The sequence below is a fragment of the Novosphingobium sp. TH158 genome (assembly GCF_002855555.1).
Lineage (GTDB): Bacteria > Pseudomonadota > Alphaproteobacteria > Sphingomonadales > Sphingomonadaceae > Novosphingobium.
This window is the reverse complement of the sequence record NZ_PKRT01000001.1, coordinates 1612802-1638616: the sequence shown is the minus strand read 5'-3', so window position 1 is coordinate 1638616 and position 25815 is coordinate 1612802. Positions and strand designations below refer to the sequence as shown.

The following is a 25815-nucleotide window of genomic DNA, read 5'->3' as shown; positions in this document are numbered from 1 at the left end:
ACAAGGTGTCATGTTCCGGTGTTCAGGAGACGCGCCGGTGCTTGTAAGAGCCCGGCAGGGCCGGGGAGCATCCGCTGATTCGCGGGACTTCCGGCACGCATCTTTCGCCAACATCCCCTGGGGCATATCGGGGGGCAACCGGGGTTGAAAAACCATGCAGTTCAAGTCTTTCCTTGCCGTCAGCGCAGCCAGCGTTCCGCTTGCAATCGGCCTTGCCACTCCCGTCTACGCCCAGTCGACCGGCTCGGTTGATTTCGAAAAGGAAATCATCGTCACCGGCACGCGCGGCGTCCAGGAAGTCGGCGGCGTTTCCGTTCCGGATACCGCCAAGTCCAAGGCCGTGCTGACCTCGGAAAACATCCAGCGCCAGAACCCCGGCCAGACCATCCTGGATACGATCAACCAGGTTCCGGGCGTCTCGTTCCAGAACAACGACGCCTACGGTTCGTCGGGCGGTACGCTGAACATCCGCGGCTTTGCTGCTGATCGCGTCAGCCTGACCTTCGACGGTGTTCCGCTGAATGACTCGGGCAACTACGCCATCTACTCGAACCAGCAGATCGATCCCGAACTGATCGAGCAGGTCAACGTCAACCTCGGCACCACCGACGTCGACAGCCCGACCGCTTCGGCAGCCGGCGGTACGGTCAACTACCGCACCAAGAAGCCCGATCGCGATTTCGGCGCCATGCTTTCCGGTTCGGCCGGCCAGTTCGACTTCATGCGCATGTTCGGCAAGATCGAAACCGGCGACCTGACCCCGGGCGGCATCCGCGCCTTCGTTTCGGCCTCGATGGCCCGCAACGACAACCCGTTCAACAACTACGGCAAGGTCGACAAGCAGCAGTACAACGCCCGGCTGTACATCCCGCTTGCAGGTGACGATTTCGTCTCAATCGCCGGCCACTACAACCAGAACCGCACCAACTTCTTCGGTTCGCTGCCGCTGCGCCTTGATGCCGGCCGTACCGTCGGCTCGCTTTCGAGCCAGCGCTTCCCCAAGAACGCCAGCGAGCGCAAGTACCTGATCAACTGGCCCTGCACGATCCAGCCGGGCGTGCGCGGCGTGGCCGATGCTGCCACCACCTGCGGTTCGGAATACGATCGCCGCTTCAACCCGTCGAACACCGGCAACATCCGCATCACCTCGCGCTTCACGCTCGCGGACAACCTGGTGCTGACGGTCGATCCGAGCTTCCAGTACGTGAAGGCCAACGGCGGGGGCACGGTAAGCGCACGCGAAGGTACGCGTGACATCGATCCCACCTCGGGCACCAACAATGCAGTCGGCTATCTCGGCGGCTCGCCCTACTATGGCCGCGACATCAACGGCGATGGCGACTCGCTCGACACCGTACTGGTGATCGCGCCCAGCCAGACCCAGACCAAGCGCTATGGCGTCATTGCCGGCCTTCGCTATGACATGGATGATGCGCACACCCTGCGTCTCAACTACACCTGGGACCGTGCCCGTCACCGCCAGACCGGCGAAACCATTGGCCTGATGGGCAACGGCACGCCGCTTGACGTGTTCCCGGTCAACAACCCGGACAAGGATTCGAGCGGTGCCCCCCTGCAGAAGCGTGATCGTCTGTCGTTCGCCATCCTGCACCAGGTTTCGGCCGAATACCGCGGTGAATACTTCGACAACAGCCTGGTCGTGACGGTTGGCGCGCGCATGCCGTTCTTCAAGCGCGACCTGACGAACAACTGCTTCACCAGCTCGGCCAGCGGTTTCGTTGAATGCTTCAGCACCAACACGGCTCTTGCCACCACGGCGCAGACGCTGAACCCCTATTCGTCGAGCGTCAACGCAACGACGGGTGCGATTTCGGTCACCGGCTGGGCTCCGCCGCAGAACCGCATCTACAACTACAAGAAGCTGCTGCCGAGCGCCGGTTTCACCTACCGCCTGATGGATGAAGTCAGCCTGTTCGGCAACTTCAGCCAGGGGCTTTCGGTGCCCGGTACCGACAACCTGTACAACGCGTTCTACTTCCCGCTGAACACGCCGAATGCGCGTCCGAAGCCCGAAACGACCAACAACTTCGATCTGGGTGTCCGTTATCGTTCGGGCAACATCCAGGCGCAGCTGTCGGGCTTCTATAACGAGTTCAAGAACCGTACCGCTTCGGCTTACGATCCGGAAATCAACCAGACCGTCTATCGCAACCTCGGCAATGTCGAGAAGTACGGTATCGACGGCTCCATCGCCTGGCAGCCTGTCGAGGCCCTGACCTTCTACGCCTTCGGTTCGATCCTGAAGTCGAAGATCAAGAATAACCTGGCAATCGGCGAAAACCTGGATGGCACGCCGATCTATGCGCTGACCGCTGGCAAGCGCGAAGCCGGTGCTCCGAAGTACACCTTTGGCGTCACCGCTCGCGGCACGCTCGGCCCGGTCGAGCTTGGCATCACTGCCAAGCGCACGGGTGAACGCTACATCTACGACACCAACGAGGCGATCTACACCGGCACCTTTATCGCCAACGGCGCGAAGAACTGCAGCTCGGCAACGGTCTGCGCTGCTCCGACCGGTGTTCCCAGCGCAACCAAGGTCTATGAAGCCACGGCCGCCGCTTACTGGCTGGTCAACCTTGACGCTCGCGTGAACCTTTCGTTCATGGGCCTCAATGACAAGACCTACTTCCAGCTGAACGTCTACAACCTGTTCGACCAGTTCTACGTCGGCGGTTTCGGCGGCAACCTGAACCAGAACCAGACCTTCTGCTCGGCCACTTCGAGCAGCTCGTCGAATACGTGCTTCAACGTGCCGGCCGGTCTCTCGGTCTACGGTTCCGTGCCGAACGTCCAGATCGGCGCTCCGCGCACGGTCAGCGGCACGCTGGTCTTCGCTTTCTGATCGAAGGCGGAACAGTCAGGAAACGGGAAGGGGCGCTTCGGCGCCCCTTCTTTTTTGTCCCGGCAGCCAGCGGTTGGATCAGGCCGCAGCCCAGAGCGGAAATTCCGCGACCTTGCCCTGTGTTGCCAGCAGGGCGCGGATGGTGCGCGCCGGTTGCAGGGCGGCCAGGATCTCCGGGTCAGCGGCGTCCATGCCACCGGTAAAGGCCCCGAATGCGGGCAGGACCAAGCGGTTCTCGCTGGCCACGGCACAAGCGCGCACGATGTTCCGACCGCGCACCGACAGGCGCAGGCGTGGATGGAAGTGGCCGGATAGCTCCGCCCCGCATTCTCCGCGCCGGGCCTGGTGGCGCAGGATCACCCCGCCGATCACCGCCTCTTGCGCAAGGGTGCCGCCGTGCCGCGGGGAAAGCCCTTCATCGTGGTTGCCGGTGATCCACAGCCAGTCCGCCACCCGCGTCAGGGCGGAGAGCATCCCGGCGGCATAGGGTTCCAGCCGGTCTGCGCCGCGGGCGTCGTGGAACGAATCGCCAAGGCAGATGACCCGGCGCGCGCCGCTTTCCCTGATCGCGATCGCCAGTCGCTCCAGCGTCTCGCGGCTGTCATAGGGCGGGATCATCTGCCCGAAGCGGGCGAAAAAACTGCCCTTCTCAAGGTGCAGGTCGGCCACCAGCAGCGCGTTCTCGCGCGGCCAGAACAGCGCGCCCGACCGCAGGAAGCGCCATTCCTCACCCGCGAACGAAAAGGGAACCATGGCTTTTCCTTGCCCCGCGCGGCGGCATTTGGCAAGCGCAGCCGTATGACCGACTGGACCCCCTACACCGCCCGTGCCTCCGCCTGGTTCGAGGAGCTGCGCAACGCCATCTGTGCCGAGTTCGAGGCGATCGAACGCGAGGCCGGTTCAGACGCCAGCTTCCAGTACGATCCGTGGAAGCGCGCCGAGGTTGAAGGCGAAGGCGGGGGCGATACCGGCGGCGGCACTCGCGGCCTGATGAAGGGCAAGGTGTTCGAGAAGGTTGGCGTGAACATCTCCACCGTGAGCGGCGGCCTGCAGAAGGACTTTGCCGCAACGATCAACGGCGCCTCGGCAGAAAACAACGCCTTTTCCGCCACGGGCATCAGCCTGGTCGCGCACATGGCCAACCCGCACGTCCCGGCGGTTCACATGAACACGCGCTTCCTGACGACGACCAAGGCGTGGTTCGGCGGCGGGGCAGACCTTAACCCCCCGCTTCCCTATGCCGAGGATACCGAGGATTTCCACGCCGAGTTCCGCGCCGCCTGCGCGCGGCACAATCCCACCTATTACGAACGCTACAAGAAGTGGGCGGACGATTATTTCTACATCCCGCACCGCAAGGTCCATCGCGGTGTAGGCGGGATCTTCTACGATCACCTGGAATGCGAGGACGAGGCGGCATGGGAACGCAACTTTGCCTTCACGCAGGATGTCGGCCGCGCTTTCCTCTCGATCTTCCCGCAACTGGTGCGCCGCCGCATGGGCATGGAATTCTCGGCTGAAGACAAGCGCCAGCAGCTCGCCTGGCGCGGGCGCTATGCAGAGTTCAACCTCGTCTACGATCGCGGCACGCTGTTCGGCCTCAAGACTGGCGGCAATATCGACGCCATCCTGATGAGCTTGCCGCCCGAAGCGGTCTGGGAATAGGCTTCAGCCCCGCGCGAGGCCCAGCGGCTTGAGCACGGCCTGCGGGATCGGGCCGTCGCGCAGCAGCGCGACAATGGCCCCGATCAGCACCGGGATCACCGCCCACCACAGCGCATCGCGCACGAACAGCGCGACATAGCGCTTGGGTTCGTAAAGCCCGACGCCGGCCATGACGCTGTCTTCCCAGAAATAGCGCCATGCCCCGGTCCACAGCAGCACGATGACGGCGGCGGCCAGCCAGCGATAGCCGCGCCGTCCGGTCACCACGGCCAGCGCGGTTATGGCGGGCAGGACCAGGATCAGGTTGATCGCGCGGTAGCCGATGTTCTGGGCCGAGAAATAGCACAGGCAGGTCATCAGCGATCCGAGCAGCAGGAATGAGCGTTCCCGATCGGTCAGGCGCGCGACATCGCTGGAAATCCGGCCCTTGAGGCCGAGCCATAGTCCCACGGCCACCGCCGCGAACGAGAGTGCGGCGCGGGTGACGGGATGGACCCATTTGGGCAGGCCGAACAGTTCGACCAGTGTCCGCCCCACCGATTCCGATCCGAACATGTCGGTATAGAACTGGCCCACCGGAATGGACTTCAGCACGCGGACCAGATCGGCCCAGGTGATGTAGATTGCCAGCAGGGTGATAGCTACCGATAGCGCGGCGATGCCCAGAAAGCGGCGCGGCCTTTCGCGCAAGGCTACTACCATTGCGCCAAGCGGATAGTATTTCAGCAGGCCTGCGGCCAGCACCAGCGCATAGCCGATCCATTGCACCTTGCGCTGGCGGGCGAACAGCACTGCGGCGAGCGAGACCAGTGCGAAGATGACGATATCGTTGTTGCCGCGCTCCATCGCGTAGACGCTGACGCTGGAGCAGGTGGCGGCGATCATGGCCAGGGCTGCGCCCCTGCTGCGCGCTTCGGGCAGCAGGAACAGCGCGCCCAGATAGCCGAGCACCCAGGCCATGCCCATCCACGGCAGCCAGGCTTCGGTAATTGGCAGGGCGGTCAGCCCCATCCACAAGGGCGAATAGGTGAAGACGCGAAGCTGCGGATCGCAGGGGTTGAACACATAGGCGTCCACGTCGGCGCGCAGGCAGCGCACGGCGGAAAGGACCGTGTCGGTATCGAGGAAGGGGAACCAGTAGGCCTTGTTGCCGAAGGCCAGGTTCACGCTGCGATAGGTCGTATAGGCACCATGGTAGGTCGCGACGAAAAAGGCGACGAGCAGGCAGCAGGCAAGCGCCGGTGCATGGCGACGGAGAAACGCGGACATCAGGCTGCCTTTGCTGTGAGGGAACGGGAGAACACCGCCTGCCACATCGGCATCGGGCGCACCACGGCGGTGGCACAAGCCACGAGCATGGTGACGAGCCACCACCAAGCCAGTTCGCGCCCGAACCAGCCCAGGCCGAATTCGATGAGCGGTTCGGCTGCACCGCCGATGGTTGCGGCTATGGCCTGTACCCAGCGGAACAGGAGCTGTTCCCAGAGCAGGCCGAGCGCCACCCAGGTCATGGCGCGCAGCGCCGACGGGGCCGAGGTGGCGCGCAAGGCGGTGAGCGCGGGCAGGACAAGCAGCAGGTTGATCGTGCGGTAGGAAATGTTCTGCGAGGTGAAGAAGCAGCCCATGACCATCAGCGCGCCGATCAGCAGGAAATCCCGCTCGCGCTGGGTCAGGTTTTCCATGGCCGCGGCAGTTGCCGGGCGCAGGCCAACCCACAAGCCCGCTGCGAGGGCCGCGGCGGTAAGCGCCAGCCGAACCGCGCCGGCGGTCCATTCCGGCCAGCCGAGCAGGATCACCAGCCCCTTGCCCATATTGGGGGCGCCGAACATTTCATAGATTGGCGATCCGGTCGGCACGATCGCCAGTGCGCGCGAAAGATCGTGCCAGGTGACGGCTGCGGCGAATACCGTCACGGCAATCGAGGCGGCGGCAATCGCGAAGAAGCGGCCGGGTTTTTCGCGGAGGGCAGAAGCCATGACCAGCAGGGGATAGAACTTGAGCAGCCCGGCGAGCAGGCCCAGGGCATAGCCCCACAGCCGCGCACCGGCCGGACGGCCCATCAGCACCGCCATGCCGGCAACCAGCGCGAAATTGACCAGATCATTGTTGCCGCGTTCCACCGCCAGCAGGGTCGCGCTGGACAGCACGCCAAGCACGATCAGCACCACTGCCTCGCGGTTGCGGCCGGCAGGCAGCAGCCAGAGCGAGGCGATGAACATCAGGCTGAACAGGCTGCCGATCCAAGGAATCCAAGCCTTGGTAACGGGCAGGTAGGCCATCACCATCCACAAGGGCGAATAGCCATAGGTGCGCAGCAGCGGATCGCAGGGGTTGATGGCATAGACGTCTGCGCCCTTGCGCAGGCAGCGCACGGCAGACAGCACGGTATCGGTATCCAGGAACGGCCAGGGCCAGGCACGCACGCCCCAGATGCCCAGCACCTGACGATAGGTGGGCCAGCTTGCCAGCACATAGAGCAGGCCAAGCGCGACAAAGGCGATCAGCGCGACAAGTGGCGGAATCGCCCGCCTTTTCGATTCACTCTGCACCGGTCAAAGGCCACCCTTTTCGTGAGCCTCCGCTATGTCACGCGCCCCTTTGAGCGTAAATAGCAGTTGACGGGCGAATCCCCGACTCTAGGGATCAGCCCTTGTCCGCGCAGAGGGGGTTCGAAGAAGCAGCATGATTAACGGTCGCCGGGTGGCAGTGGTGCTGCCCGCCTACAATGCGGCGCTGACGCTCAAGCAGACTTATGACGAGATCCCCTTCGATATCGTCGATGACGTGATCCTGACCGACGATGCCAGCCGCGATGATACCAAGGAGGTTTCGCGCAGCCTTGGCATCCATACGCTGGTGCACGAGAAGAACCGCGGCTACGGCGGCAACCAGAAGACCTGCTATGCCGCCGCGCTCGAACGCGGGGCAGACATCATCGTCATGCTGCACCCCGATTACCAGTACACGCCGCGCCTGGTCACGGCGATGGCCAGCATGATTGCGTCCGACCAGTTCGACGCCGTGCTCGCCAGCCGCATCCTCGGCACCGGGGCGCTGAAGGGCGGGATGCCGCTCTACAAATACATCGCCAACCGCTGCCTGACCTTCGCGCAGAACCTGCTCATGGGCCAGAAGGTCAGCGAATATCACACCGGCTACCGCGCCTGGAGCCGCAAGGTTCTGGAAGAGCTTCCGCTCGAGGCTTGCTCGGACGATTTCGTGTTCGATAACCAGATGCTGGCCCAGACCACCTGGTTCGGCTTCAGCATCGGCGAAATTTCCTGCCCGACCAAGTATTTCGAGGAAGCGAGCTCGATCAACTTCAAGCGCAGCTGCATCTATGGCTTCGGCGTTCTGGGGACGGCGCTCACCTATCGACTGGCAAAGATGGGCCTGATGAAGCCGGCAATCTTCGAGCCCAAGACCGGACGATGATGGCTGCGGCGCGACGGCTGGGGCTGTTGCGCCTGGGCGGCGCCCTGGTGGCGCTCGTCGTCGCGGCGGGAACGCTGATCGCCTACCTGCCCGGCACCCGCCACGCGCTGCTGCGCATGATCGGCGAGGTGGAGGGCTTCTTCGCCACCAACTGGCTGGCCTTCGGCATGGGTCAGGCGATCATCGCGGCCAGCGGTGTCCTGCCGGCTTCGGTCATGGCGGTCATGGCTGGTGCCGCCTACGGCATGGTCTGGGGCTTCATCATCTCGGCCGCATTCACCATGCTGGGCGGCTGGCTGGCCTTCCTGCTTTCGCGTTCGCTGCTTCGCCCGCTGGTCGAATGGCTGGTCGGCCGCACGGAATGGACGCAGAAATTTGATGCCGAGCTTGAGCACGAAGGCTGGCATTTCGTGCTGCTGCTGCGGCTTTCCCCGGTCATGCCCTTTGCGCTGACCTCCTATGGGCTGGGCCTGACGACGATCAGGCAGCGCGATTTCCTGCTTGGCACGCTGGCCTCGCTGCCGGCGCTGGCCAGTTTCGTGGCGCTGGGCGCGATGGGACGTGAAGGGCTGAACCTCAGCCTCGGCAACGGCGATCCCCTGCAATGGACGCTGTTCGTGGTCGGCCTCGTTGCCGTCGCGCTGGTAATCTGGCGCACCGGCGCGATCGTGCGTCGCATCTCGGGTGGTGGCGCTTCTGCATCCGAAACGAAGCGACGTGAAGAAAACTGACGTTTCTCCTTGCCCTAAGTCCCATCGGGAAGCCATTTAGAGCCTAATGCTCCGCCAGTACGAACTTGTTGAACGCGTCAAAGCGTACGATCCCGATGCCGACGAGGCGGTGCTGAACCGCGCTTACGTTTACACCGTGCAGAAGCACGGCACGCAAAAGCGCGCCTCGGGCGACCCTTATTTCAGCCATCCGGTGGAAGTGGCCGGGCTGATGACCGAGCTGAAGCTCGATCAGGAAACCATCGTTACCGCCCTGCTGCACGATACGGTGGAAGATACGCTCGCGACGATCGAGGAAGTGGAGAAGCTGTTCGGACCGGACATCGCCCGGCTGGTCGATGGCGTGACCAAGCTGTCGAAGATCGAGGCGATGGGAGAGACGGAGCGCGCGGCCGAAAACCTGCGCAAGTTCTTCCTGGCGATGAGCGAGGATATCCGCGTCCTTCTCGTCAAGCTGGCCGACCGGCTGCACAACATGCGCACGCTGCACTTCATCAAGAGCGAGGAAAAGCGGCGGCGCATCGCCCGCGAAACAATGGATATCTATGCCCCGTTGGCAGAGCGCGTGGGCATGTACGAATACATGCGCGAGATGCAGCTGCTCGCCTTCGAGCAGATCGAGCCCGAGGCCTTCAAGCTGATCACCGGGCGGCTAGCGCAGATCCGGTCAAGCGACGGCGGCCAGGTCGATGCCATTGCGCTCGCCATCAAGCAGGCGCTGGCCGAAAGCGGCATCAAGGTGGAAGTCTCCGGGCGCGAGAAGCACCCCTATTCGATCTGGAAGAAGATGGCCGAGCGCCACGTCTCGTTCGAGCAGATCACCGACATCATGGCCTTCCGCGTGCTGACCGACAGCGAGGACGATTGCTATCGCGCGCTCGGCGTCCTGCATCGCACCTGGCACGTCATTCCCGGGCGCTTCAAGGACTATATCTCGACCCCCAAGGGCAACGGCTATCGTTCGCTGCACACTTCGCTGGTCTATGAGAACTCGATGCGCATGGAAGTGCAGATCCGCACGCGCGAGATGCACCGGCTCAACGAATTCGGCCTTGCTGCCCACTGGGCCTACAAGCAGGGCGGCGTGCGCCCGGACGGGCAGGTGGGCTGGCTGCGCGACCTGATCGAGATCGTCGATGCCAGCCACGATGCCGAGGAACTGCTCGAGCATACCAAGATGGCGATCTACCAGGATCGCATCTTCGCCTTCACGCCCAAGGGCGCGCTTTACCAGTTGCCCAAGGGGGCAACGCCGATCGATTTCGCCTATGCCGTGCACACCGACCTGGGCTCGATGGCCGTCGGGGCCAAGATCAACGGGCGGCACATGCCGCTGCGCACCTCGCTCAACAACGGCGACGTGGTGGAGATCATCAAGAGCCGCAAGGCCTCGCCGCAACTCGCCTGGCTGGGCTTTGTCGTCACCGGCAAGGCGCGCGCCGCGATCCGCCGCGCGGTGCGCGCGTATGAGCGCGAGGAAATCGCCACCATCGGCCGCAAGCTGTTCGACGAGATCGTCGGGCGATTGCCGGGCAAGATCGGCAAGAAGGCGATCCGCGAGGCGGTGAAGCGGCTGGGCGTGATGGACGAGGAAGACCTGATGGTCCGCATCGGCACGGCCAAGCTGGATGACCGGCAGGTGATGGAAGCGCTTGTCCCCGGTTCCACCCAGAGCCTCCCTGCGCCGGAAGACTGGCCCAAGCAGGAACGGGCAATTTCCATCAAGGGCCTTACCGCGGGCATGGGCTTCAAGCTGGGCGAATGCTGCCACCCCGTGCCCGGAGATCGCATCGTCGGCCTGCGCCGCAAGGGCGAGGCCGTGGAAGTGCACGCAATCGACTGCCTCAGCCTGGCCGACGGGGTCGATGCCGACTGGCTCGACCTGTCATGGGGCGAAACGACGACCGGCGCAGTCGGCCGCATCCGCGTCGTGCTGCATAACCGCCCTGGTACCCTGGCCGAAGTCACCGGCATTTTCGCCAGCAATCACGCCAATATCGTCGCGCTGGAAATGACCGGGCGCGACGACCTCTTCGGGATCTACGAAGTCGATCTGGAAGTGACCGACCTGGCGCACCTGGCGCGGATCGTCTCCGCCTTGCGCGCCAGCGATGCGGTGGCCGAGGCCGAGAGAATCTAGCTCGCCCCGCCGGGTGCACTATTGCGCCCGCCGAACCGGCACCGGGATGTTGCACAGGTCCGCACCGCCTGCCGGCCGGATGAAGAACGCATCGCGCCGGTTCGCGCGCGCATCGGCATAGGCGGCGAAGCTGCGGCTCTCGGTCGAGAGGTATTCATAAGCCGGCAGCCCTTCCACCTCGTCACCCATGCGCACGGTCAAGATCGGCGTGCGCTCCGCCGCACTTTCGTAGAAGCCTAGTGCCCCCGTTCCGCGCGGCAGGCTTGAGAGGTTCTCGATCCCCTCGATCACCCGGCCGACCAGCGCAATGTTGCGGTCGAGATGGCGGGGGGCCTGGCCGATCACGGTATAAAGCTCGGCCCCGCTGCCGGTGTCGGGAGACATGTCCCGGCCCACGCCGACCATGCCATAGCAGTGCACGGGCCAGACCCGTTCCGGCTGTTCGGGCCCCTTTTCCGCCTTCGGATCGGTTGCCATGCGGTAGGGTGGATAGGTCATGGCGACGGGAAAACCCGATGCGAAGCCGACGCTGATGGCATGGGGATCGGCAAAGTTCGGCTCGGCGGCCTGCTGGGTCACCAGCATGGGCACCGGATCGCGCGATATGATGGCATCGCGCCTGCCCCAGGGCGTCAGGCGCCGCGCAAACATCCCCGGCTTGAAAGCGGTCGTATAGTCCGCCTCCGGCATCCTGGAGAGGCCCTGCGGCAGCGCGCGGGCCTTCGCCTTGTCCTCAGCATCGGCATCGCCCCACTGGACCACGTAATTGTCCTGGACCCGGTTGACCGACAAGCCATCCCAGAAGCGCGCTGCCGCCAGCTTGCGGATGTTGCGCACCCAGCCCTCGCTGAACGGCGACGGCATCAGCTGGATCACCACGCGACGCGGCTTTCCCGCGACATCGAGCGCCAGCGTCATCACCAGCAGGTCGGATGGCGCGATGGCCACCCAGTCGGTCCGGGGCGCGGCGGCCACGATCTCCGATGGGGCAAGCGGCTTGTCCTGTGCGGCCAGCGGCGCGGCCGGGAAGGCGAGGAGCAGGCCAAGGCCAGGTCCGAAGGAAAGTGTGTTCAGGAACTTGCGCATCAGGCCATCCTGCCACGCCCGCTCCGGAAAGCAACTAGGCCACGCTTTCTTCAAGCGCCGCCATGGCCTCGTCCGAAAGGCCGAAGTGGTGGCCTACTTCGTGGATCAGGACATGGGCCACAAGATGTTCCAGCGTCTCATCCCCGCGCGCCGCCCACTCATCAAGGATGGGCGCACGGAACAGCCGGATGCGATCGGGCATCGCACCGCTGCCGACCGAGAACTTCTCGCCCATCGGAACGCCTTCGTAGAGGCCGGTCAGCTCGAAAGCATCCTCGATCCCCAGCGCGGCCAGCGTCGCCTCGTCGGCAAAGTCCTCCACCACCAGCCGCACCCCGTCGAGATGCTGGCGAAACCGGGCGGGCAACCGGTCCAGCGCATGGCGGGCAAGCGCGTCGATATCGTCAAGCGAAGGGGGAAGTCCGAAACAGCGATCCATGGCGCAAGCATAGCCAAGCTTCCGGCTTGCGAAACCCCAAAGGGATCGCTAGTGCCGCGGCTTCCAGTGCGATTGGAATATCGCCTGATTCACGGTCCGGGCCTTGCCCGTATCGTTCAGGCACTTGCGGAGCGGTGGCCGAGTGGTCGAAGGCGCTCGCCTGGAAAGTGAGTATACGTCAAAAGCGTATCGAGGGTTCGAATCCCTCCCGCTCCGCCATTTAACCCATTGGAATCATTCTATTTCATGGGTTGAGATCGAAAAATCCCGTTTGTTTCAAGGGTTATAGGCAAAGGGCTCTCCACCGGGTTAGGCCTGATATGCCCCTGACATGCTCTCTCTCTGCCGATATTCTCCAAAGCTCTCGACTACACCGATTTTAGTGTAGAGCTTTATCGCATTGAAAATATGCAGATATTCTGGCGCGCCATTTTGGGGTCAGAACCGAGATTCACCTCAAAAACCGTCCCGGTTCCAACCACTGCATCAACGCAAAGCTTGGGCGATGATCAGCGCCAGGGCCATAATCGTGATCCACGGCCAGGGCGTTGCCCAGGGTGACCGCGCCTTCATCTGCTCAAGCTGGGCAATCGCCATTTGAACGCTGGCCTGCTGAAAGTGCAGATCCTTGAGGGCCGCTTTCATCACGCCGGTCTCGACGTAAGTCGAGGCGTCGTCGGCCAGAAGCTCGACCTCCTCAAGCAACCGAAGCACCTCCCGCAGTCGAGGAACTGCGCTCGGATCAGGCGTACCGAGCAACGCCATGGCCTCCTGATGCTTGCTCTTGGCTAGCGTCAGCATGTGGCTGATGTGTTCAACAGCAGCGTCAGGCAGGTCTGGATCGGCAGCCTCCATGCCCTCCGGTTCCGCTTCGCTCCACCTGCGGCCAGCCATGGCACCAGAGCCGGTTTTACACTAACAAACATAGCGGACCACTCAGTGGGGGCCGGTCAGGAGCGGGTGAAGGGAAGCCAATCGTCGGCTCAATATATTGATAGATCGTATTAATTTTTACACCGCAGCCTTCTGAGGCCCCCAGATGAGCCCCTTCATCAGCCGGATGCCTGTGGAAAACGTGGGACAATGTGGGTCAGATTTGAACTTGCGACCTTCTAATCAGATTCGCATGATTGAAGTCTGAAAAATGTATCGCTTTTCCAGCGGCATAACGATCAACTTATCTGATCCGATTGGTCAGTCGGATTTGATTGAGAAGCTGCCATGCGCACGTTCCGACATTTTCTTGTTTAATTTCATTGCAATATCATGGCGACCTGTCGCGTAGGGTGTGCCTATGTTTCGAGCTTATAAGATCGAGACCGGTCTCTAAGCTCGACGATGAAATCGACATCTCGCTTAGACTGAGTGTGGGATCGCCCCGCGCAGGGTCGTCGGAGGAATTCAGATGTCCGTTTTGAGCAACTACGTCGGTTGGTGGGTAGCATGTCGATCGCCAGAAAGCGGACAAGGTTACCAGTCAACCTGGATGGCTGAATTTTAGACTTTCCTGCCGTCCGACGGCGAGGTGCCGAACGGCGGGTTTCGCCAATATCCGACGACGAGCGCTTGGCCAATGCTGCCGGCATCCCGCCAACAACTGGGCTGGTTGCCAAATAACGGGTTCTTGACCACGGCCGAGCTAAAGCTGCAAGCCGACTCTAAGGAAGCTGCCGCAGGGCGCTTCGCGCCTGCAACTTGGTGATTTGCTGAACGGCGAGTTTTCAGGGTCGCGCGAGTTTCCGGCGTGACGGCGAGGGAAATAGGTGCTCGGATCGACGAGGCTTTCGGTCAATGTTCCCGAACCGCTCGCCACACGGAGATGATCTGCTGGGCGCCGGGAGGCATAGTTCCATTTACTGGCGGCATTAGGCAAAGATCAAAGGCTACTCCGTGACCTCAGCTGGAACTGGCCCGCCCCCCATCGCAACATAGAAGGCGGCGCTGTTTGCCAGACGGTCGGCCCGGGCCGCGATCACCGCCAGCTGTGCCCGCTCTGCCTGCTGGGCGGCGATCAGAACCTCGACATGGCTTGCCGCGCCAAGCTGGTAGCGTCGCTGCATCGTCTTCAGCGATCCTTGAGCAGCAGCAGCGGCGCTGGACTGCGCGGCGAGAGCGTGGGCGTCGGTGTCCACCGCCACCAGCACATTGGCCACGTCGCGCAAGGCCTTCAGCACCGCCTCCTTGTAATGGGCCGTGGCAGCATCGAACCCGGCAAGCGCCGCCCGTTTTTCATGAGGAAGGCCGGAGTTGAAGAGCGGCTGGGTCAACTGCCCGATGATATTCCAGACAATCGACTGGCCGCCGAACAGCGCGTCGCCCGTCAGCGCCTGCGTGCCCAGCGTCGCGCTGAGGTTCAGTTGCGGATACATCTGCGCCACGGCCACGCCGTAATCCGCGTTGGCGGCATGGACCATGGCTTCGGCCGCCAGAATGTCGGGCCGTTGGCGAACAAGCTGCGAAGGCACAACCAGCGGCAAATCCTGCGGCAAGGTGAACTCGCTCAGCGCGAAATCGGGGACACCGCCCTGGCCGGGTGCCCGGCCCGCCAGCGTGGCCAGCAGATGTTCGGTTTCCGCCAGTTGCTGCCTGAGCACGGGAAGCCCGGCCCGGAGCTGCTCAGTCTGTGTGTCCAGCGCCAGCACTTCATCGGCGGCGGCATTGCCCAGCCGCAGCCGAGCGCGGGCAATATCGCGTTGTTCTTCGATGTTGGCGAGCAGCGCCGTGGTGCTTTCGATCTGCGCGGCGATCTGCGCTCGCGCGAAAGCAGCGGTCGCAATGTTGCCCGCCAGCGTCAGCCGGGCGGCCTGCAATTCAAACCCCTGCGTGTCGGCGCGCGCTGACAGCGCCTCGATCGCACGGCGATTGCTGCCGGCCGGGTCGAGATTGTAGCTGACCGTGACGCCGGCGTTGTAAAGGCTGAATTCGCGGGGGTCCTGATCCTGCCCCAAGGCTCCCGGATTGAACCGCTGACGCTGCGCCGATGCACCGATTTCGGCCTGCGGCAACTGCGTCGATCCGGCGCGGGCTTGCTGCAGCTCCTGCGCCTGCCGCAGCGTGGCTTGCGCGGCGGCCAGTGTGGGACTGTGCTGCAAGCCATCGGCAATCAACGCATCGAGCCGCGGCGATCCGAAGGTGCGCCACCATTCCGCTGCCACCGGCATTCCCGGCACAACCCGCTGGGCGCTGTCCACTGCGGAAGGAGCCGGCGTGACGAGCGCGTTGTCGGCATGGGACGAATAGGTTTCGGACACCGGCGGCGCGGGCCGTTCGAAATCCGGCCCCGCAGCGCATCCGGCCAGCACAACCATCAAGGCAAGGCTGGCGGCATGGCGGGTGGCCAAGACCGGCTTTCCTGATTGCGGCAGCGGCGTGTGGTTTTTGCCAAGGGTCATGAGATGGGCCGTCCTTCACCCGCTTCTTCGGACGTGATGCCGTCCCGGATATGATAAATTCGCTTGAAGGTCGGAATGATCTTTTCGTCATGGGTGACGATGATGATGGCGGTCTGATATTTTTCGGCCATCTCATTCAGGATCCGCATCACCGCCATGGCGCGTTCGGAGTCCAGCGGCGCCGTCGGCTCGTCAGCCAGGATCACCGGCGGGCGATTGATCAGACCGCGCGCGATGGCGACGCGTTGCTGTTCCCCGCCCGACAATTGCGACGGCATGGCCGCTGCCCGGTGGTGCACATCCAGCGCGGTCAGCAATTCCAATGCGCGCGCGCGGGCTTCGGCATTGGGCAGCCCGGCCAGCATCGGCAGCAGCGCGACATTGTCCACCACATCGAGAAACGGGATCAGATAGGGTGCCTGAAACACGAAGCCGATCTTGTCGCGGCGCAGCGCCCTCAGGTCGGAAACCTTCCAGCCATCATCGTAAATCACCTCGCCGCCCAGCGTCATGCGGCCTGCGGTCGGATCGATCACCGCGCCAAGGCATTTGAGCAGCGTGCTCTTGCCCGATCCCGAAGGGCCGATCAGACCAACCACTTCTCCCGGCGCAACCTCCATATCGACATGCTTCAAGGCATCGACAGCGGTGTCGCCTTCGCCGTAGCGTTTTCTCAGTCCTTCGATGCGAATGCCAAGCGCTGTCATCTCAGCCTCCGATCGCTTCGGCCGGATCGACCTTCAACGCCATAGCGGTGTCGCCTTCGCCGTAGCGTTTTCTCAGTCCTTCGATGCGAATGCCAAGCGCTGTCATCTCAGCCTCCGATCGCTTCGGCCGGATCGACCTTCAACGCCATCCTGATCGCAATCAGGCTGGCGAGCGCGCAGATGATCATCACCGCGATGAAACCGGCGATGGCATCCATCGGCAACAGCAGCACATATTTGGGGAAGTATGGCGCGGCGAAAGTGGCGGTGATCTTGCCCACCGCAAAGCCGATTGTCCCAAGCGCAAGGGCCTGCTGGAGGATCATCCCCGCGATCGTGCGGTTGCGCGTGCCGATCAGCTTGAGCACCGCGATCTCGCGGATCTTGTCCATCGTCAGCGAGTAGATGATGAAGGCGACTATCGCTGCGCTGACGATCGACAGGATGGCCAGAAACATCCCGATCTGCCGTGATGAGGTGGCGATCAGCTTGCCGATCAGGATGTCTTCCATTTCGGCGCGGGTGTGGACAGTCAATCTTTTCCAGCGGCGGATCGCCTGGGCCACAGCTTCGGCATCGCCGCCGGGCGCAAGCCGCACCAGAATGGCGTTGACCGACGTGCTGCTGGCCTGGGAGGCATCCACCGCATCGAGGATATCTGGCTGTCCGGGACGATTGAACGCCGGGTTGGCCGCAGTTCGCCTACGGTTCTGCCAGATGGCTTCATTGTCCTTCAGGAACTGGGCCTCCTGTGCATCCTTCAGCGGAATGAACACCATCGGGTCGCCGCTGGACGACACCATGCGGCGCGTCAGCCCGACCACCTGATACCGGTTGCGGCGAATGGTGATCTCATCCCCCAGCCCAAAGCCCGAGGCAATATCGGCGACGGCCTCGTAATGGCCCCGCGTGATCTGGCGACCTTCGACCAGATAGGATGGCCAGCCCGGCGATCCCCATGCCGCGCCGGGCATGATGCCCACCACCATCGCCCTGACGTCGGTCTCGCCTTGGCGGACCTGCATCGTCAGATAGGTGACATTGGCAGCCTCGGCGACACCCGGCATGGCCAGCACGGTGCGGTAGAGATCATCACTGATGCTGGAGGATTCCGCGTAGGGACCAAGCGTGTCGCGCTGCACCACCCACAGATCAGCACCGCTGTTATCCAGCAGTGCCTTCCCGTCATCGACCATGCCGCGATACACCCCGGCCATCACCAGCGTTACCCCGATCAGCAGGCCGAGGCCAACGCCGGTAAACACGAACTTCCCCCAGCTGTGGAGGATGTCCCGCCCGGCAAGGCTGATCACGGCGTGACCCCGGGAATGCGATCAACAACGCTGATATTGCTGTTTGGGCCGAGCTCCTGCTCGCTGTAGACGATGATCGTATCGCCATCGTCCAGCCCTTTGAGCACCTGAACGCGCCCGCCCAGATCGGCCTTGCCGAGTTCGACCGGCACAAACACAGGGTCCCCGTCGTCAAGTTTCCATACGCCGATGCGGTCACCCATCCGCCGGATTGCGGCATTCGGCACAACCGGACCCTTGGCAATCGGGGCAAGGTCAAGCGTGACTTCGGCAAATTCGCCAAGCGGGGGGAGCGGCGTGGGAAGCGTGTCGAACACCACCTTGATCAGGGTTTCCTCCGTGATCGGATCGGCTCTGGGCTCGATGCGTAGCACCCGGCCATGCAGAACCTTCCCATCGCTCGATCGCAATTGCACTCGCGCCGGCAATCCAGCCCGCAGCCCGGCCGAACTCACCTGATCGATCCGGACATCGACCCACAGGCTCGCCGGATCAATGATTTCGATGACGGTCTGCCCACCGGCCACAACCGTGCCCGGCTCTACCTCTCGCAGCGTGACAATTCCCGATGCCGGCGCAATGAGGCGCAGGTTGCCGCGTTGCGATTGCAGCCCGGAAAGGTCTGCGCGCATCCGCTCCAGATTGGACCGGGCGTTCGCGGCCGCAGCCTTGGCCGCCACCAGTTCCTGCCGTTTGGCGGCCAGCACCTCTTCGCTGGTGGCACGTGCGGCCAGCAGGCTTTCATAGCGGCCTGCCTCGCTTGCGGCATAGGCTTGCCGGGCGGTGGCCTCGCGAACAGCCGCCTCGGCACCCTGCATGGCCGATGCTTGCGCGGCCATCCGGTCATCCAGATCGACCGGATCCATCTCACCAATAGTCTGGCCTGCCACCACACGGTCACCGACATTGACGGTCAGGCTCCTGACCCGGCCCGCAAACGTCGGCCCGACGCGGTAGGTGCGTTCGGCATCGATCGTGCCAACCCCGAACAACGCCGGGCGCAGCGACTGGCTCTCCACCTTTGCCGTCGTGACCGCAATCGGCGCCAATGGGCCGGAACGCAGCGCCACATAGGCCAGCAGAGCGCCGAGCACGGCTATGACAGCGATCAGCGCCAGTTTGCGGCGCTGCATGGCGGTGATGTTCATGGGCGCACCGCGACTGCGCGGCGGAACAGCGCGAATACGCCCGGCGCTTCCCGACGGATAAGTTGCACGTCACCGGCCAGCAGCGATTGCATCACCAGCCCCTGGATCATTCCGATGAACAGCGTGCCGAGCGCGGCCGTGTCGTTACCCTGCTCCAGCTGCCCGCTTGACTTGCCGTCCTCGATCACAGTGACGAGCCGCTCGCGGTAACGTCGCAACATCTTGTGCGCCACGCGCTTGGGCGCTGTCATTTCGGCCCGCTGCAATTCCCCGAACAGCATCCGAGGGACGCCGGGATGTTCCACGAAAAAGCCGACATGGGCCATGAACATTGCTTCAAGCGCATCTAGCGGCGTTGGCGCGCCGTGAGATGCCTTGTCGATCCGCGCCAGCAACCGATCCGCCACCCAATCCATGACCGCCTCAAGGATGGCTTCCTTGGTCGGGAAATGCCGGAACAGCGCCCCTTGCGTGACCCCCATGTGTGCAGCGATCGCGGCGGTCGTGATGTCGCCGGGGTTTTGCTGCGCCGCCAGCGCCACCACGGCCTCGACAGTGACGGCCCGTCGATCGTCAGCTGGCATATATCTGGTCTGCATGAGTCGCGCCTTAGATAGTAATCAATCACTATTTTTTAGGATCGGGTAAGCGCCACGTCAAGGCGTAGATGAGCCGATTGCATTACCAGGAAGCAATCGATTTGCCGCGGGTGACGGCCCATCACACATCAGCATCGACAGGATGGCCATAGTGAGTAGTTACGATCTAGTGCGGTTTCCATCCATTCCGGCGAGTGGCGGATGTCGGATCAGGCGCCGCGCATGGACTCCCCGGCCGCACGCACAAAGAAGGTTGCGGCCGGCCGCCGCACCAGATGCTCGTTCAGGTCGAGCTTGCCCTCGATGTGGTCATCGGCCGGGCTTGGGAAGCCAGCCTCTACAGGCGAGCCAAACAAAGGCAGTTCGAGCGGGGTGGGATATTCGACGAAGCGCAGCACTTTTCAGGTTCCAGGATGAATGGAACATAAAAGAACACTGTTGCTGTGATTCGTCAACGGATGCGATCAGCCCGTGCGGTAAACCCGCCGCAGGGGTGGCGCTGTCCGCGCCCCAGGCCTTTCAGTCGTTTGCCGGCTTCAGAATACGCTTGGCCGCCGCATTGCGGCGTGCGGCAATCCGGCCGAGCGCCACCTCGATCGGAAAAACATCCAGCTCGTCAGGGTCGTATTCGTCCAGCCACTCGCTAATCTCGGCATGGTCCGGATGGGTTGGATCCGCCCTGGCTTCCAGCATCTCGTAAAAGCCGGGAATGCCTCCGCAATCCTCGGGCGGGCAATCTCGCTCGCCGCCAATGTAGCGGGGATAGGCCTTGCCGGGATCACCGCGACGAACATCACTGATAACGAGCTCGTGTTCCCAGTTGTCGCCGAAGTCGTAAGTGTAATCGATCGGCGTGATGCCCGGGCCAATGACGTCGCGCAGACGGGTTCGCGAGGCGGGCTTGCGCGGCGCTTTGCCCCAGTCTTCGTCCATGGGCAGGCCATAGGTCTGACCGCCGATGACGAACTGCCACAGGTGATAGTCAAGCCAACCCATGCTGACCTGAACGATATCATGCAGGACCTTGAGGGTGATCGAGGTCGGAACTTCAACCTCGCGCCAGATCGGCGGGTCAGAGTCCTTGAGCATGATGTGCAAGGTGGCGATCTCGGTGAAGCTATCGACGGCGCGGGCGTTGGTCATGCTGCCTGCGATAGCAAGCCATGGTCGCTGCCGTCAGCAAAAAGCATCCGCGGTTTTCACGGAGATGCACCCCATCAGGCGTCGATTCCAAAGTGTCGCCGCTGCGCGCCCCATTCGTTGGGGAACGGCGCGGCCAAGCGCGCCGGCAAGGCGCTCCCCACCCAGCCTCTCTGGGCGCGCAGCTGGGTGAACTTTGGCAAGGACGGCAGCGCCCGGCCGCAGCTTGGCGATGTGCTGGTGTTTCGCCGCGGGGAAACCTCCGGCCATGTCGGGATCTACATCGGCGAGGATTACGGCGCCTTTCATGTGCTGGGAGGCAACCAGTCTGATGGCGTGACCATCACCCGCATTGCCAAGGACCGCTGCATCGCTGTGCGCCGGCCCGTTTACAAGGCCGCACCTGCAACCGCCAAGCCAGTCGAGCTTGCCGCGACCGGCGCTCTGTCGCTGAACGAAGCCTGACATCACCCGCCATCCGCTGTGCCCAAGCAGCCGGATCAACCGCCCGCCGCGTCTGGCGGGTTTTTCTTTGGAGAAATGACATGGAAGACTTGAAGCCCTGGTGGACCTCCAAAGCCATCTGGACCGGCGTCATCGGCAGCCTCTGGGGTATTGCCGGTACGCTTGGCATTTTGCCGCAAGGCCTCAGCCAAGCTGATGTCCTGACCGTCGTGCTGGCGCTCACGGGTATTGGCGGCGTCCTGTTCCGCAAAACGGCAACCGCCCGCATCGGCTGACGCGACATGGGCGGGAGCTGCGGCTCCCGCCATCCACATTTCAACAGGTGCACCCATGACCAGGCTGACTATCCGCCGCGGCGGCACCCGGCGCCTGCGCGCCACCTTGTTTGCGAACCTTGCTGCGGGGGCTCGTCGAGATCTGACGGCGCTTACCGCTCTCGTGGTCGATCAGAGCCCCAATGTCGCTGTGCCGGCTATCACCGTTCGCAGCCCGCCTAATTTGGGCGAAATCGAAGTGCTTTGGACTGACGAGCAGACGGCCCACCTCAAACCGGGGGCCGGGCGGGTCTGGCTGATTGTCGGTCTCGAAAATGGTGAAGGGGAGCGTGAGGTCTTGCCGGCCTTCACGTTTGATGTCGAATGACCAGCACCGTCCAGATCCTGGAGACGGTGCAGACCATCGTCATCGAGCCCCAAGGCATTGCCGGCCCCCGCGGAGAAACCGGCGCGACCGGCTCACAGGGGCCGCAAGGGCCGCCCGGGCCGCTTAGCGCACTCAATGATCTCTCGGATGTCGAGCTGGCTCAGCCCGAGGGCGGCGACGTCCTTATTTTTTCGTCTCCCGACAACCGGTGGACCAACACGAATTCGGCCAGGCTGGTCGATGGAGGTAATTTCTGATGGCCAATACTCTTCGTATCAAGCGCCGCGCCGCAGGCGGTGCGGCAGGCGCCCCCGCAACTCTCGCCAACGCAGAGCTCGCATTCAACGAGCAGGACAATACGCTCTACTATGGGACAGGCACGGGCGGCGCTGGTGGGGCGGCGACGTCCGTCATTGCGATTGGTGGCCCGGGCGCATTTGTCGGGATTTCAGGTGATCAGACGATCACCGGGGTTAAGACTTTCTCGAGCACGATTGCGGGTTCAATTTCCGGCAATGCGGGCACTGCAACCGCGCTGGCAACGGCGCGTTCGCTCGGCCTGTCCGGTGATGTAAGCGGCACAGCCTCGTTCAATGGCACCGCCAATGCAACCATTGCCGCGACCCTTGCAAACAGCGGCGTGACCGCTGGCTCCTATGGCTCTGCCACGCAAGTCGGTCAGGTCACTGTTGACGCCAAAGGGCGCGTAACGGCCGCTAGCAACGTCGCAATCACCTTCCCGGTGACTTCGGTTGCCGGCCGCACCGGTGCCATCACGCTCTCCACCAGCGACGTCTCTGAAGGTACCAACCTCTATTTCACTGATGCCCGAGTTCGCGCCAACCGGCTCGATCAACTGGCATCGCCCTCCGCGGCACTGGGTCTCAACAACCAGCGCATCACCGGGCTGGCGGATCCGACCGCCGCCCAGGACGCAGCCACCAAGAATTACGTCGATCTGACCGTTCAGGGGCTCGATCCGAAGGCTTCGGTCAAAGCTGCCTCGACCGCAAACATCGCCTCACTCTCCGGGACTATGACCATTGACGGGGTGGCGCTTGCTGTTGGCGACCGCGTGCTGGTGAAGGACCAGACCACCGCTTCGGCCAACGGCGTCTATGTCGTTGCCTCGGGTGCCTGGGCGCGCGCAATCGATCTGTCGACTTGGGACGAGCATGTCTCGGCGTACCTGTTTGTCGAACAAGGCACGGTGAACGCTGATATTGGTTATCTTTGCACGGCCGATACCGGTGGCACGCTTGGCACCACGTTCATCGCCTTCGTCCAATTCAATGGCGCTGGGCAGATCGTGGCCGGCAATGGCCTCACCAAGACCGGCAACACGATTGATGTAGGGGCCGGGACCGGTATTGCCGTAGCCGCTGACACTGTTGCACTGACCGGTCAGGCGCTGGCGCTCCACAACCTTGGCACCAACGGGATAATCGCCCGCACAGCCGCTGGAACTGTGGCAGCGCGGACGCTAACGGCCGGTTCGACCAAGATCGCAGTCACCAATGGCGATGGTTTGGCGGGCAACCTAACTGTCGATGTCAACGAAGCAAACCTGACGCTGGGTAACATCGGCGGCACGCTAGGCGTGGCCAAGGGCGGCTCGGGCGCGACCACTCTTACTGGCTACCTCAAGGGTAATGGCACCTCCGCCTTCACCGCGTCGGCAACGATCCCCAACACCGATATCTCCGGGCTCGGCACCATGTCGACCCAGGCGGCGAGCAACGTCGCCATCACCGGTGGCTCGATTGATGGCGTGACGCTGGATGGTGGAACCTTCTGATGCCGAGCACCATCCTGCTCAAACGATCTTCGACTGCCTCCAGCGTGCCCGCGGCGGCTTCGCTGCAGGCGGGCGAACTCGCCGTCAATCTGGCTGACCAGAAGCTCTATTCGAAGACTGCGGGCGGCACCGTCGTTCAGGTGGGCTTTGGCAATCTGACTTCGGCGATGGTGACGACTGTGCTGGGCTTCACGCCCTATAATTCGACCAACCCCAGCGGTTATATCACGGCCAGTGGGTCGATCACCGGTTCCTCAGGATCCTGCACCGGCAATGCCGCGACAGCAACCAGGTGGGCGACTGGGCGCACCATTGCGCTGACCGGTGATGTGACAGGGACGAGCGGCAGCTTCGATGGCTCTGGCAATCTTTCGTTCGCCGCCACGCTGGCCAACAGCGGCGTGACGGCCGGGACCTATCTCAAGGTCACTGTAGACGCCAAAGGACGGGTAACGGCCGGCTCCTCTATGACTTCGGGCGATGTGACCGGTGCACTGGGCTTCACGCCTGCCAACAAGGCGGGCGAAGGCTTCACCGGCAGCATCTCGGTCTCGGGAACCATCACCGCTACTGGCGACGTGACGGCGTTTTCCGATGCGCGGCTCAAGACCGACGTGGAGACGGTTTCTGACGCCCTGGATCGCGTCCGCAAGCTTCGCGGAGTGACCTTCACTCAGCGTGACACGGGCAGTCGCGGTATCGGTCTCGTTGCCCAGGAACTGGCTCCCATCGTGCCCGAAGCAGTCATGACCCATGACGATGGGCTCATGTCTGTCGCCTACGGAAACCTGGTGGGACTGCTCATCGAAGCGGTCAAAGAGCTCGCTGATCTCAGCGACACCCAAGCGCGTACCATTGCCAAGCTTGAGGCGCGACAATGACCCTGCAAACAACCGGCCCGATATCTCTGGGCAATGTCGGCGCAGAGCTCGGCCGCGCGGCCGGCACCACCACTTCACTAGGCGAAACCGCGGTCCGCAATTTGGCTGGTATTGCCTCCGGGGCGATCAAATTGTCCAACCTCTACGGCAAATCGTCTGTCGCATTCACGCCCGCGGGCGGGCTGTCGAGTGGATCGCCGGTCGCACTCAGCGACTGGGCTGCCGGAGGAGGAAATGCGGCGGTTACAATCCAGTGCACACAGTCCGCCGTCTGGACCTGGTCTGGGTCGGGTGGGACTGGGTCATTTGTGAACGTCGCGTCTGGGGGATCATCAACGGCGATCACCTTCCGCCTTTCGAATACGGGCTACTCGATCCGGCAGAGTTTCTGGACGGTCAGTGCGACCGCTGGAGGTGTAACCCGATACTGGCAGGTTGAGCTGATCAACGAGGGATATGCGTGAACCAGCGATTGCTCGGGCCGGTGCCTCGATCGATATCCCGCAGATGAATGCTGCAGTCAGTCCGCCACCAAAAATGAGCGCGGTATTAGTCGAATACATCAAGACATATTACAACCTCGATCGTTTATAAGGCTTGGCCACTCCGCCACAACATATAGGCCGCAACCACAAAAATCAGTGCGGCGAAAACCGAGTTAAGTGCGCCCTTAACTGAAGAAAGACGTTGTGAAAGCAAGGCTCCTGCAAATCCTCCTACAATACCGCCTGCAATGAACACTCCAGCCAACCACCAGTCCACGAAACCGGAAAAGGCATAGTTGATGGCGGCCGTTAGCCCAAAGACGGTCACGGCTACCAGAGATGAACCAACGGCATTGCGCATCGGCATGGCAGTTGATGCCATCAGGGCCGGTACGATGAGAAAACCGCCACCGATGCCGAAAAAGCCCGAGAATAAGCCGGTGCCGAGCCCGTAGCCCATAACTTTTGGCGCATTCTCGCGGCGGCACTGGACATCAGGATTGCCGGGATCCTTGCGATTGCGGATCATCAGTGCGCCCACTACCAGCATGAGCAAGGCGAACAGGAACAAAAGTCGTTGTCCGTCCATGGCCTTGCCCAGGGTCGAGCCGGCGTAGGCGCCCACAGCCCCTGCCGCAGCAAACATTCCGGCGCACCGCCATTTGATCGCCCCGGCCCGGGCGTGCGGAACGAGGTTAGCTGCGGCATTGGCCGCGACTGCAAGGGCGCTTGTGCCGATCGCGATGTGCGGCTGAGGCACGCCTACCAGATAGACCATGAGCGGGACGGCGAGGATCGAACCGCCCCCTCCGACCAGGCCAAGGGTAAAACCGACCAGTCCACCGGACCCTGCGCCCAGCACATACTGGATGGTGTCGAGCGCCAT

The 25815-nt window shown here is 63.0% G+C and carries 25 protein-coding genes, 1 tRNA gene and 1 pseudogene; 13 read left to right on the top strand and 14 right to left on the bottom strand.

Annotated elements, in window-relative coordinates; translation table 11 throughout:
• Window positions 1–154 precede the first annotated feature (154 nt).
• Window positions 155–2863 (top strand): TonB-dependent receptor, encoded by a 2709-nt coding sequence (locus tag C0V78_RS08090; RefSeq protein WP_101797253.1) that lies wholly within the window; start codon window positions 155–157, stop codon window positions 2861–2863.
• Window positions 2864–2941: 78 nt separating this feature from the next.
• Here the strand turns inward: C0V78_RS08090 and pdeM are convergent, their stop codons facing one another.
• Window positions 2942–3616 (bottom strand): ligase-associated DNA damage response endonuclease PdeM, encoded by a 675-nt coding sequence (gene pdeM, locus C0V78_RS08085; protein ID WP_101797252.1) that lies wholly within the window; start codon window positions 3614–3616, stop codon window positions 2942–2944.
• A 45-nt stretch (window positions 3617–3661) separates the two neighbouring features.
• On the opposite strand from pdeM, the gene hemF reads away from it, so the two are divergent.
• On the top strand, window positions 3662–4528 hold the full coding sequence (gene hemF / locus C0V78_RS08080; protein WP_101797251.1) for an oxygen-dependent coproporphyrinogen oxidase: 867 nt from the start codon (window positions 3662–3664) through the stop codon (window positions 4526–4528).
• A gap of 3 nt (window positions 4529–4531) precedes the next feature.
• Here hemF and C0V78_RS08075 read toward each other — a convergent pair whose 3' ends face one another.
• On the bottom strand, window positions 4532–5797 hold the full coding sequence (locus C0V78_RS08075; RefSeq protein WP_101797250.1) for a glycosyltransferase 87 family protein: 1266 nt from the start codon (window positions 5795–5797) through the stop codon (window positions 4532–4534).
• A complete protein-coding gene (locus C0V78_RS14910; protein ID WP_101797249.1) occupies window positions 5797–7077 on the bottom strand; it encodes a hypothetical protein in 1281 nt (426 codons plus the stop codon). Before C0V78_RS14910 ends, C0V78_RS08075 begins: the two co-directional genes overlap by 1 nt.
• A gap of 133 nt (window positions 7078–7210) precedes the next feature.
• Here C0V78_RS14910 and C0V78_RS08065 point away from each other — a divergent pair, with 133 nt between their 5' ends.
• From C0V78_RS08065 to C0V78_RS08055, 3 genes are read left to right on the top strand one after another with little or no spacing between them, the layout of a single operon-like run.
• Window positions 7211–7963, top strand: coding sequence for a glycosyltransferase family 2 protein (locus C0V78_RS08065; protein WP_101797248.1), 753 nt, complete (start codon window positions 7211–7213; stop codon window positions 7961–7963).
• Window positions 7960–8694: a TVP38/TMEM64 family protein gene (locus C0V78_RS08060; RefSeq protein ID WP_101797247.1), complete on the top strand. Its 735-nt coding sequence runs from the start codon at window positions 7960–7962 to the stop codon at window positions 8692–8694. The genes C0V78_RS08065 and C0V78_RS08060 overlap by 4 nt, the downstream gene beginning before the upstream one ends.
• 46 nt (window positions 8695–8740) lie before the next feature.
• Window positions 8741–10834: a bifunctional (p)ppGpp synthetase/guanosine-3',5'-bis(diphosphate) 3'-pyrophosphohydrolase gene (locus tag C0V78_RS08055; protein ID WP_101797246.1), complete on the top strand. Its 2094-nt coding sequence runs from the start codon at window positions 8741–8743 to the stop codon at window positions 10832–10834.
• Window positions 10835–10852: 18 nt separating this feature from the next.
• Here C0V78_RS08055 and C0V78_RS08050 read toward each other — a convergent pair whose 3' ends face one another.
• Complete coding sequence (locus C0V78_RS08050) at window positions 10853–11920, bottom strand: peptidylprolyl isomerase (protein WP_101797245.1); 1068 nt, start codon at window positions 11918–11920, stop codon at window positions 10853–10855.
• Between the two features lie 34 nt (window positions 11921–11954).
• Complete coding sequence (locus C0V78_RS08045) at window positions 11955–12359, bottom strand: metallopeptidase family protein (RefSeq protein ID WP_101797244.1); 405 nt, start codon at window positions 12357–12359, stop codon at window positions 11955–11957.
• Between the two features lie 128 nt (window positions 12360–12487).
• On the opposite strand from C0V78_RS08045, the gene C0V78_RS08040 reads away from it, so the two are divergent.
• Window positions 12488–12578, top strand: a tRNA-Ser gene (locus C0V78_RS08040).
• A gap of 267 nt (window positions 12579–12845) precedes the next feature.
• On the opposite strand, the gene C0V78_RS08035 is transcribed toward C0V78_RS08040, so the two are convergent.
• From C0V78_RS08035 to C0V78_RS07995, 8 genes and pseudogenes are all read right to left on the bottom strand, one after another.
• The gene (locus tag C0V78_RS08035) at window positions 12846–13214 is read right to left on the bottom strand and encodes a hypothetical protein (RefSeq protein WP_094472187.1); all 369 of its coding nucleotides are present in this window, start codon (window positions 13212–13214) and stop codon (window positions 12846–12848) included.
• Window positions 13215–14242: 1028 nt separating this feature from the next.
• The gene (locus C0V78_RS08030) at window positions 14243–15667 is read right to left on the bottom strand and encodes an efflux transporter outer membrane subunit (RefSeq protein ID WP_216822168.1); all 1425 of its coding nucleotides are present in this window, start codon (window positions 15665–15667) and stop codon (window positions 14243–14245) included.
• 80 nt (window positions 15668–15747) lie between these two features.
• Window positions 15748–16458 carry an ABC transporter ATP-binding protein gene (locus tag C0V78_RS08025; protein ID WP_094473001.1) on the bottom strand — a complete coding sequence of 237 codons (711 nt, stop codon included), beginning with the start codon at window positions 16456–16458 and terminating at the stop codon, window positions 15748–15750.
• 107 nt (window positions 16459–16565) lie between these two features.
• Window positions 16566–17771 carry an ABC transporter permease gene (locus C0V78_RS08015; protein WP_094473000.1) on the bottom strand — a complete coding sequence of 402 codons (1206 nt, stop codon included), beginning with the start codon at window positions 17769–17771 and terminating at the stop codon, window positions 16566–16568.
• Window positions 17768–18919, bottom strand: coding sequence for an efflux RND transporter periplasmic adaptor subunit (locus C0V78_RS08010; RefSeq protein WP_101797241.1), 1152 nt, complete (start codon window positions 18917–18919; stop codon window positions 17768–17770). The genes C0V78_RS08015 and C0V78_RS08010 overlap by 4 nt, the downstream gene beginning before the upstream one ends.
• Window positions 18916–19518 carry a TetR/AcrR family transcriptional regulator gene (locus C0V78_RS08005; protein ID WP_101797240.1) on the bottom strand — a complete coding sequence of 201 codons (603 nt, stop codon included), beginning with the start codon at window positions 19516–19518 and terminating at the stop codon, window positions 18916–18918. The genes C0V78_RS08010 and C0V78_RS08005 overlap by 4 nt, the downstream gene beginning before the upstream one ends.
• A gap of 221 nt (window positions 19519–19739) precedes the next feature.
• Window positions 19740–19916, bottom strand: a pseudogene (locus C0V78_RS08000) (S24 family peptidase); the annotation flags it as partial.
• Between the two features lie 121 nt (window positions 19917–20037).
• Entirely contained in the window at window positions 20038–20661 is a 624-nt protein-coding gene (locus C0V78_RS07995) for a plasmid pRiA4b ORF-3 family protein (RefSeq protein ID WP_101797239.1), read from the bottom strand.
• A gap of 117 nt (window positions 20662–20778) precedes the next feature.
• Here C0V78_RS07995 and C0V78_RS07990 point away from each other — a divergent pair, with 117 nt between their 5' ends.
• From C0V78_RS07990 to C0V78_RS14760, 7 genes are all read left to right on the top strand, one after another.
• Window positions 20779–21123 (top strand): NlpC/P60 family protein, encoded by a 345-nt coding sequence (locus C0V78_RS07990; protein WP_101797238.1) that lies wholly within the window; start codon window positions 20779–20781, stop codon window positions 21121–21123.
• An 80-nt stretch (window positions 21124–21203) separates the two neighbouring features.
• The gene (locus C0V78_RS07985) at window positions 21204–21398 is read left to right on the top strand and encodes a hypothetical protein (RefSeq protein ID WP_101797237.1); all 195 of its coding nucleotides are present in this window, start codon (window positions 21204–21206) and stop codon (window positions 21396–21398) included.
• A 55-nt stretch (window positions 21399–21453) separates the two neighbouring features.
• A complete protein-coding gene (locus C0V78_RS07980; protein WP_101797236.1) occupies window positions 21454–21765 on the top strand; it encodes a hypothetical protein in 312 nt (103 codons plus the stop codon).
• Window positions 21762–22022, top strand: a complete 261-nt coding sequence (locus tag C0V78_RS07975) for a collagen-like protein (RefSeq protein WP_101797235.1) — start codon at window positions 21762–21764, stop codon at window positions 22020–22022. Before C0V78_RS07980 ends, C0V78_RS07975 begins: the two co-directional genes overlap by 4 nt.
• The gene (locus C0V78_RS07970) at window positions 22022–23563 is read left to right on the top strand and encodes a hypothetical protein (protein WP_101797234.1); all 1542 of its coding nucleotides are present in this window, start codon (window positions 22022–22024) and stop codon (window positions 23561–23563) included. The genes C0V78_RS07975 and C0V78_RS07970 overlap by 1 nt, the downstream gene beginning before the upstream one ends.
• Entirely contained in the window at window positions 23563–24444 is an 882-nt protein-coding gene (locus C0V78_RS07965; RefSeq protein WP_101797233.1) for a tail fiber domain-containing protein, read from the top strand. Before C0V78_RS07970 ends, C0V78_RS07965 begins: the two co-directional genes overlap by 1 nt.
• The gene (locus tag C0V78_RS14760; RefSeq protein WP_144039856.1) at window positions 24441–24908 is read left to right on the top strand and encodes a hypothetical protein; all 468 of its coding nucleotides are present in this window, start codon (window positions 24441–24443) and stop codon (window positions 24906–24908) included. The genes C0V78_RS07965 and C0V78_RS14760 overlap by 4 nt, the downstream gene beginning before the upstream one ends.
• 124 nt (window positions 24909–25032) lie before the next feature.
• On the opposite strand, the gene C0V78_RS07960 is transcribed toward C0V78_RS14760, so the two are convergent.
• The gene (locus C0V78_RS07960) at window positions 25033–25815 is read right to left on the bottom strand and encodes a sulfite exporter TauE/SafE family protein (RefSeq protein WP_101797232.1); all 783 of its coding nucleotides are present in this window, start codon (window positions 25813–25815) and stop codon (window positions 25033–25035) included.

Bases quoted from the DNA above. Each gene is read 5' to 3' on its own strand.
- C0V78_RS08090 (WP_101797253.1), top strand. From the start codon at position 155: ATGCAGTTCAAGTCTTTCCTTGCCGTCAGCGCAGCCAGCGTTCCGCTT.
- pdeM (WP_101797252.1), bottom strand. From the start codon at position 3,616: ATGGTTCCCTTTTCGTTCGCGGGTGAGGAATGGCGCTTCCTGCGGTCG.
- hemF (WP_101797251.1), top strand. From the start codon at position 3,662: ATGACCGACTGGACCCCCTACACCGCCCGTGCCTCCGCCTGGTTCGAG.
- C0V78_RS08075 (WP_101797250.1), bottom strand. From the start codon at position 5,797: ATGTCCGCGTTTCTCCGTCGCCATGCACCGGCGCTTGCCTGCTGCCTG.
- C0V78_RS08065 (WP_101797248.1), top strand. From the start codon at position 7,211: ATGATTAACGGTCGCCGGGTGGCAGTGGTGCTGCCCGCCTACAATGCG.
- C0V78_RS08060 (WP_101797247.1), top strand. From the start codon at position 7,960: ATGATGGCTGCGGCGCGACGGCTGGGGCTGTTGCGCCTGGGCGGCGCC.
- C0V78_RS08055 (WP_101797246.1), top strand. From the start codon at position 8,741: ATGCTCCGCCAGTACGAACTTGTTGAACGCGTCAAAGCGTACGATCCC.
- C0V78_RS08050 (WP_101797245.1), bottom strand. From the start codon at position 11,920: ATGCGCAAGTTCCTGAACACACTTTCCTTCGGACCTGGCCTTGGCCTG.
- C0V78_RS08045 (WP_101797244.1), bottom strand. From the start codon at position 12,359: ATGGATCGCTGTTTCGGACTTCCCCCTTCGCTTGACGATATCGACGCG.
- C0V78_RS08035 (WP_094472187.1), bottom strand. From the start codon at position 13,214: ATGGAGGCTGCCGATCCAGACCTGCCTGACGCTGCTGTTGAACACATC.
- C0V78_RS08030 (WP_216822168.1), bottom strand. From the start codon at position 15,667: ATGGTTGTGCTGGCCGGATGCGCTGCGGGGCCGGATTTCGAACGGCCC.
- C0V78_RS08025 (WP_094473001.1), bottom strand. From the start codon at position 16,458: ATGACAGCGCTTGGCATTCGCATCGAAGGACTGAGAAAACGCTACGGC.
- C0V78_RS08010 (WP_101797241.1), bottom strand. From the start codon at position 18,919: ATGAACATCACCGCCATGCAGCGCCGCAAACTGGCGCTGATCGCTGTC.
- C0V78_RS08005 (WP_101797240.1), bottom strand. From the start codon at position 19,518: ATGCAGACCAGATATATGCCAGCTGACGATCGACGGGCCGTCACTGTC.
- C0V78_RS07995 (WP_101797239.1), bottom strand. From the start codon at position 20,661: ATGACCAACGCCCGCGCCGTCGATAGCTTCACCGAGATCGCCACCTTG.
- C0V78_RS07985 (WP_101797237.1), top strand. From the start codon at position 21,204: ATGGAAGACTTGAAGCCCTGGTGGACCTCCAAAGCCATCTGGACCGGC.
- C0V78_RS07980 (WP_101797236.1), top strand. From the start codon at position 21,454: ATGACCAGGCTGACTATCCGCCGCGGCGGCACCCGGCGCCTGCGCGCC.
- C0V78_RS07975 (WP_101797235.1), top strand. From the start codon at position 21,762: ATGACCAGCACCGTCCAGATCCTGGAGACGGTGCAGACCATCGTCATC.
- C0V78_RS07970 (WP_101797234.1), top strand. From the start codon at position 22,022: ATGGCCAATACTCTTCGTATCAAGCGCCGCGCCGCAGGCGGTGCGGCA.
- C0V78_RS07965 (WP_101797233.1), top strand. From the start codon at position 23,563: ATGCCGAGCACCATCCTGCTCAAACGATCTTCGACTGCCTCCAGCGTG.
- C0V78_RS14760 (WP_144039856.1), top strand. From the start codon at position 24,441: ATGACCCTGCAAACAACCGGCCCGATATCTCTGGGCAATGTCGGCGCA.
- C0V78_RS07960 (WP_101797232.1), bottom strand. From the start codon at position 25,815: ATGGCGCTCGACACCATCCAGTATGTGCTGGGCGCAGGGTCCGGTGGA.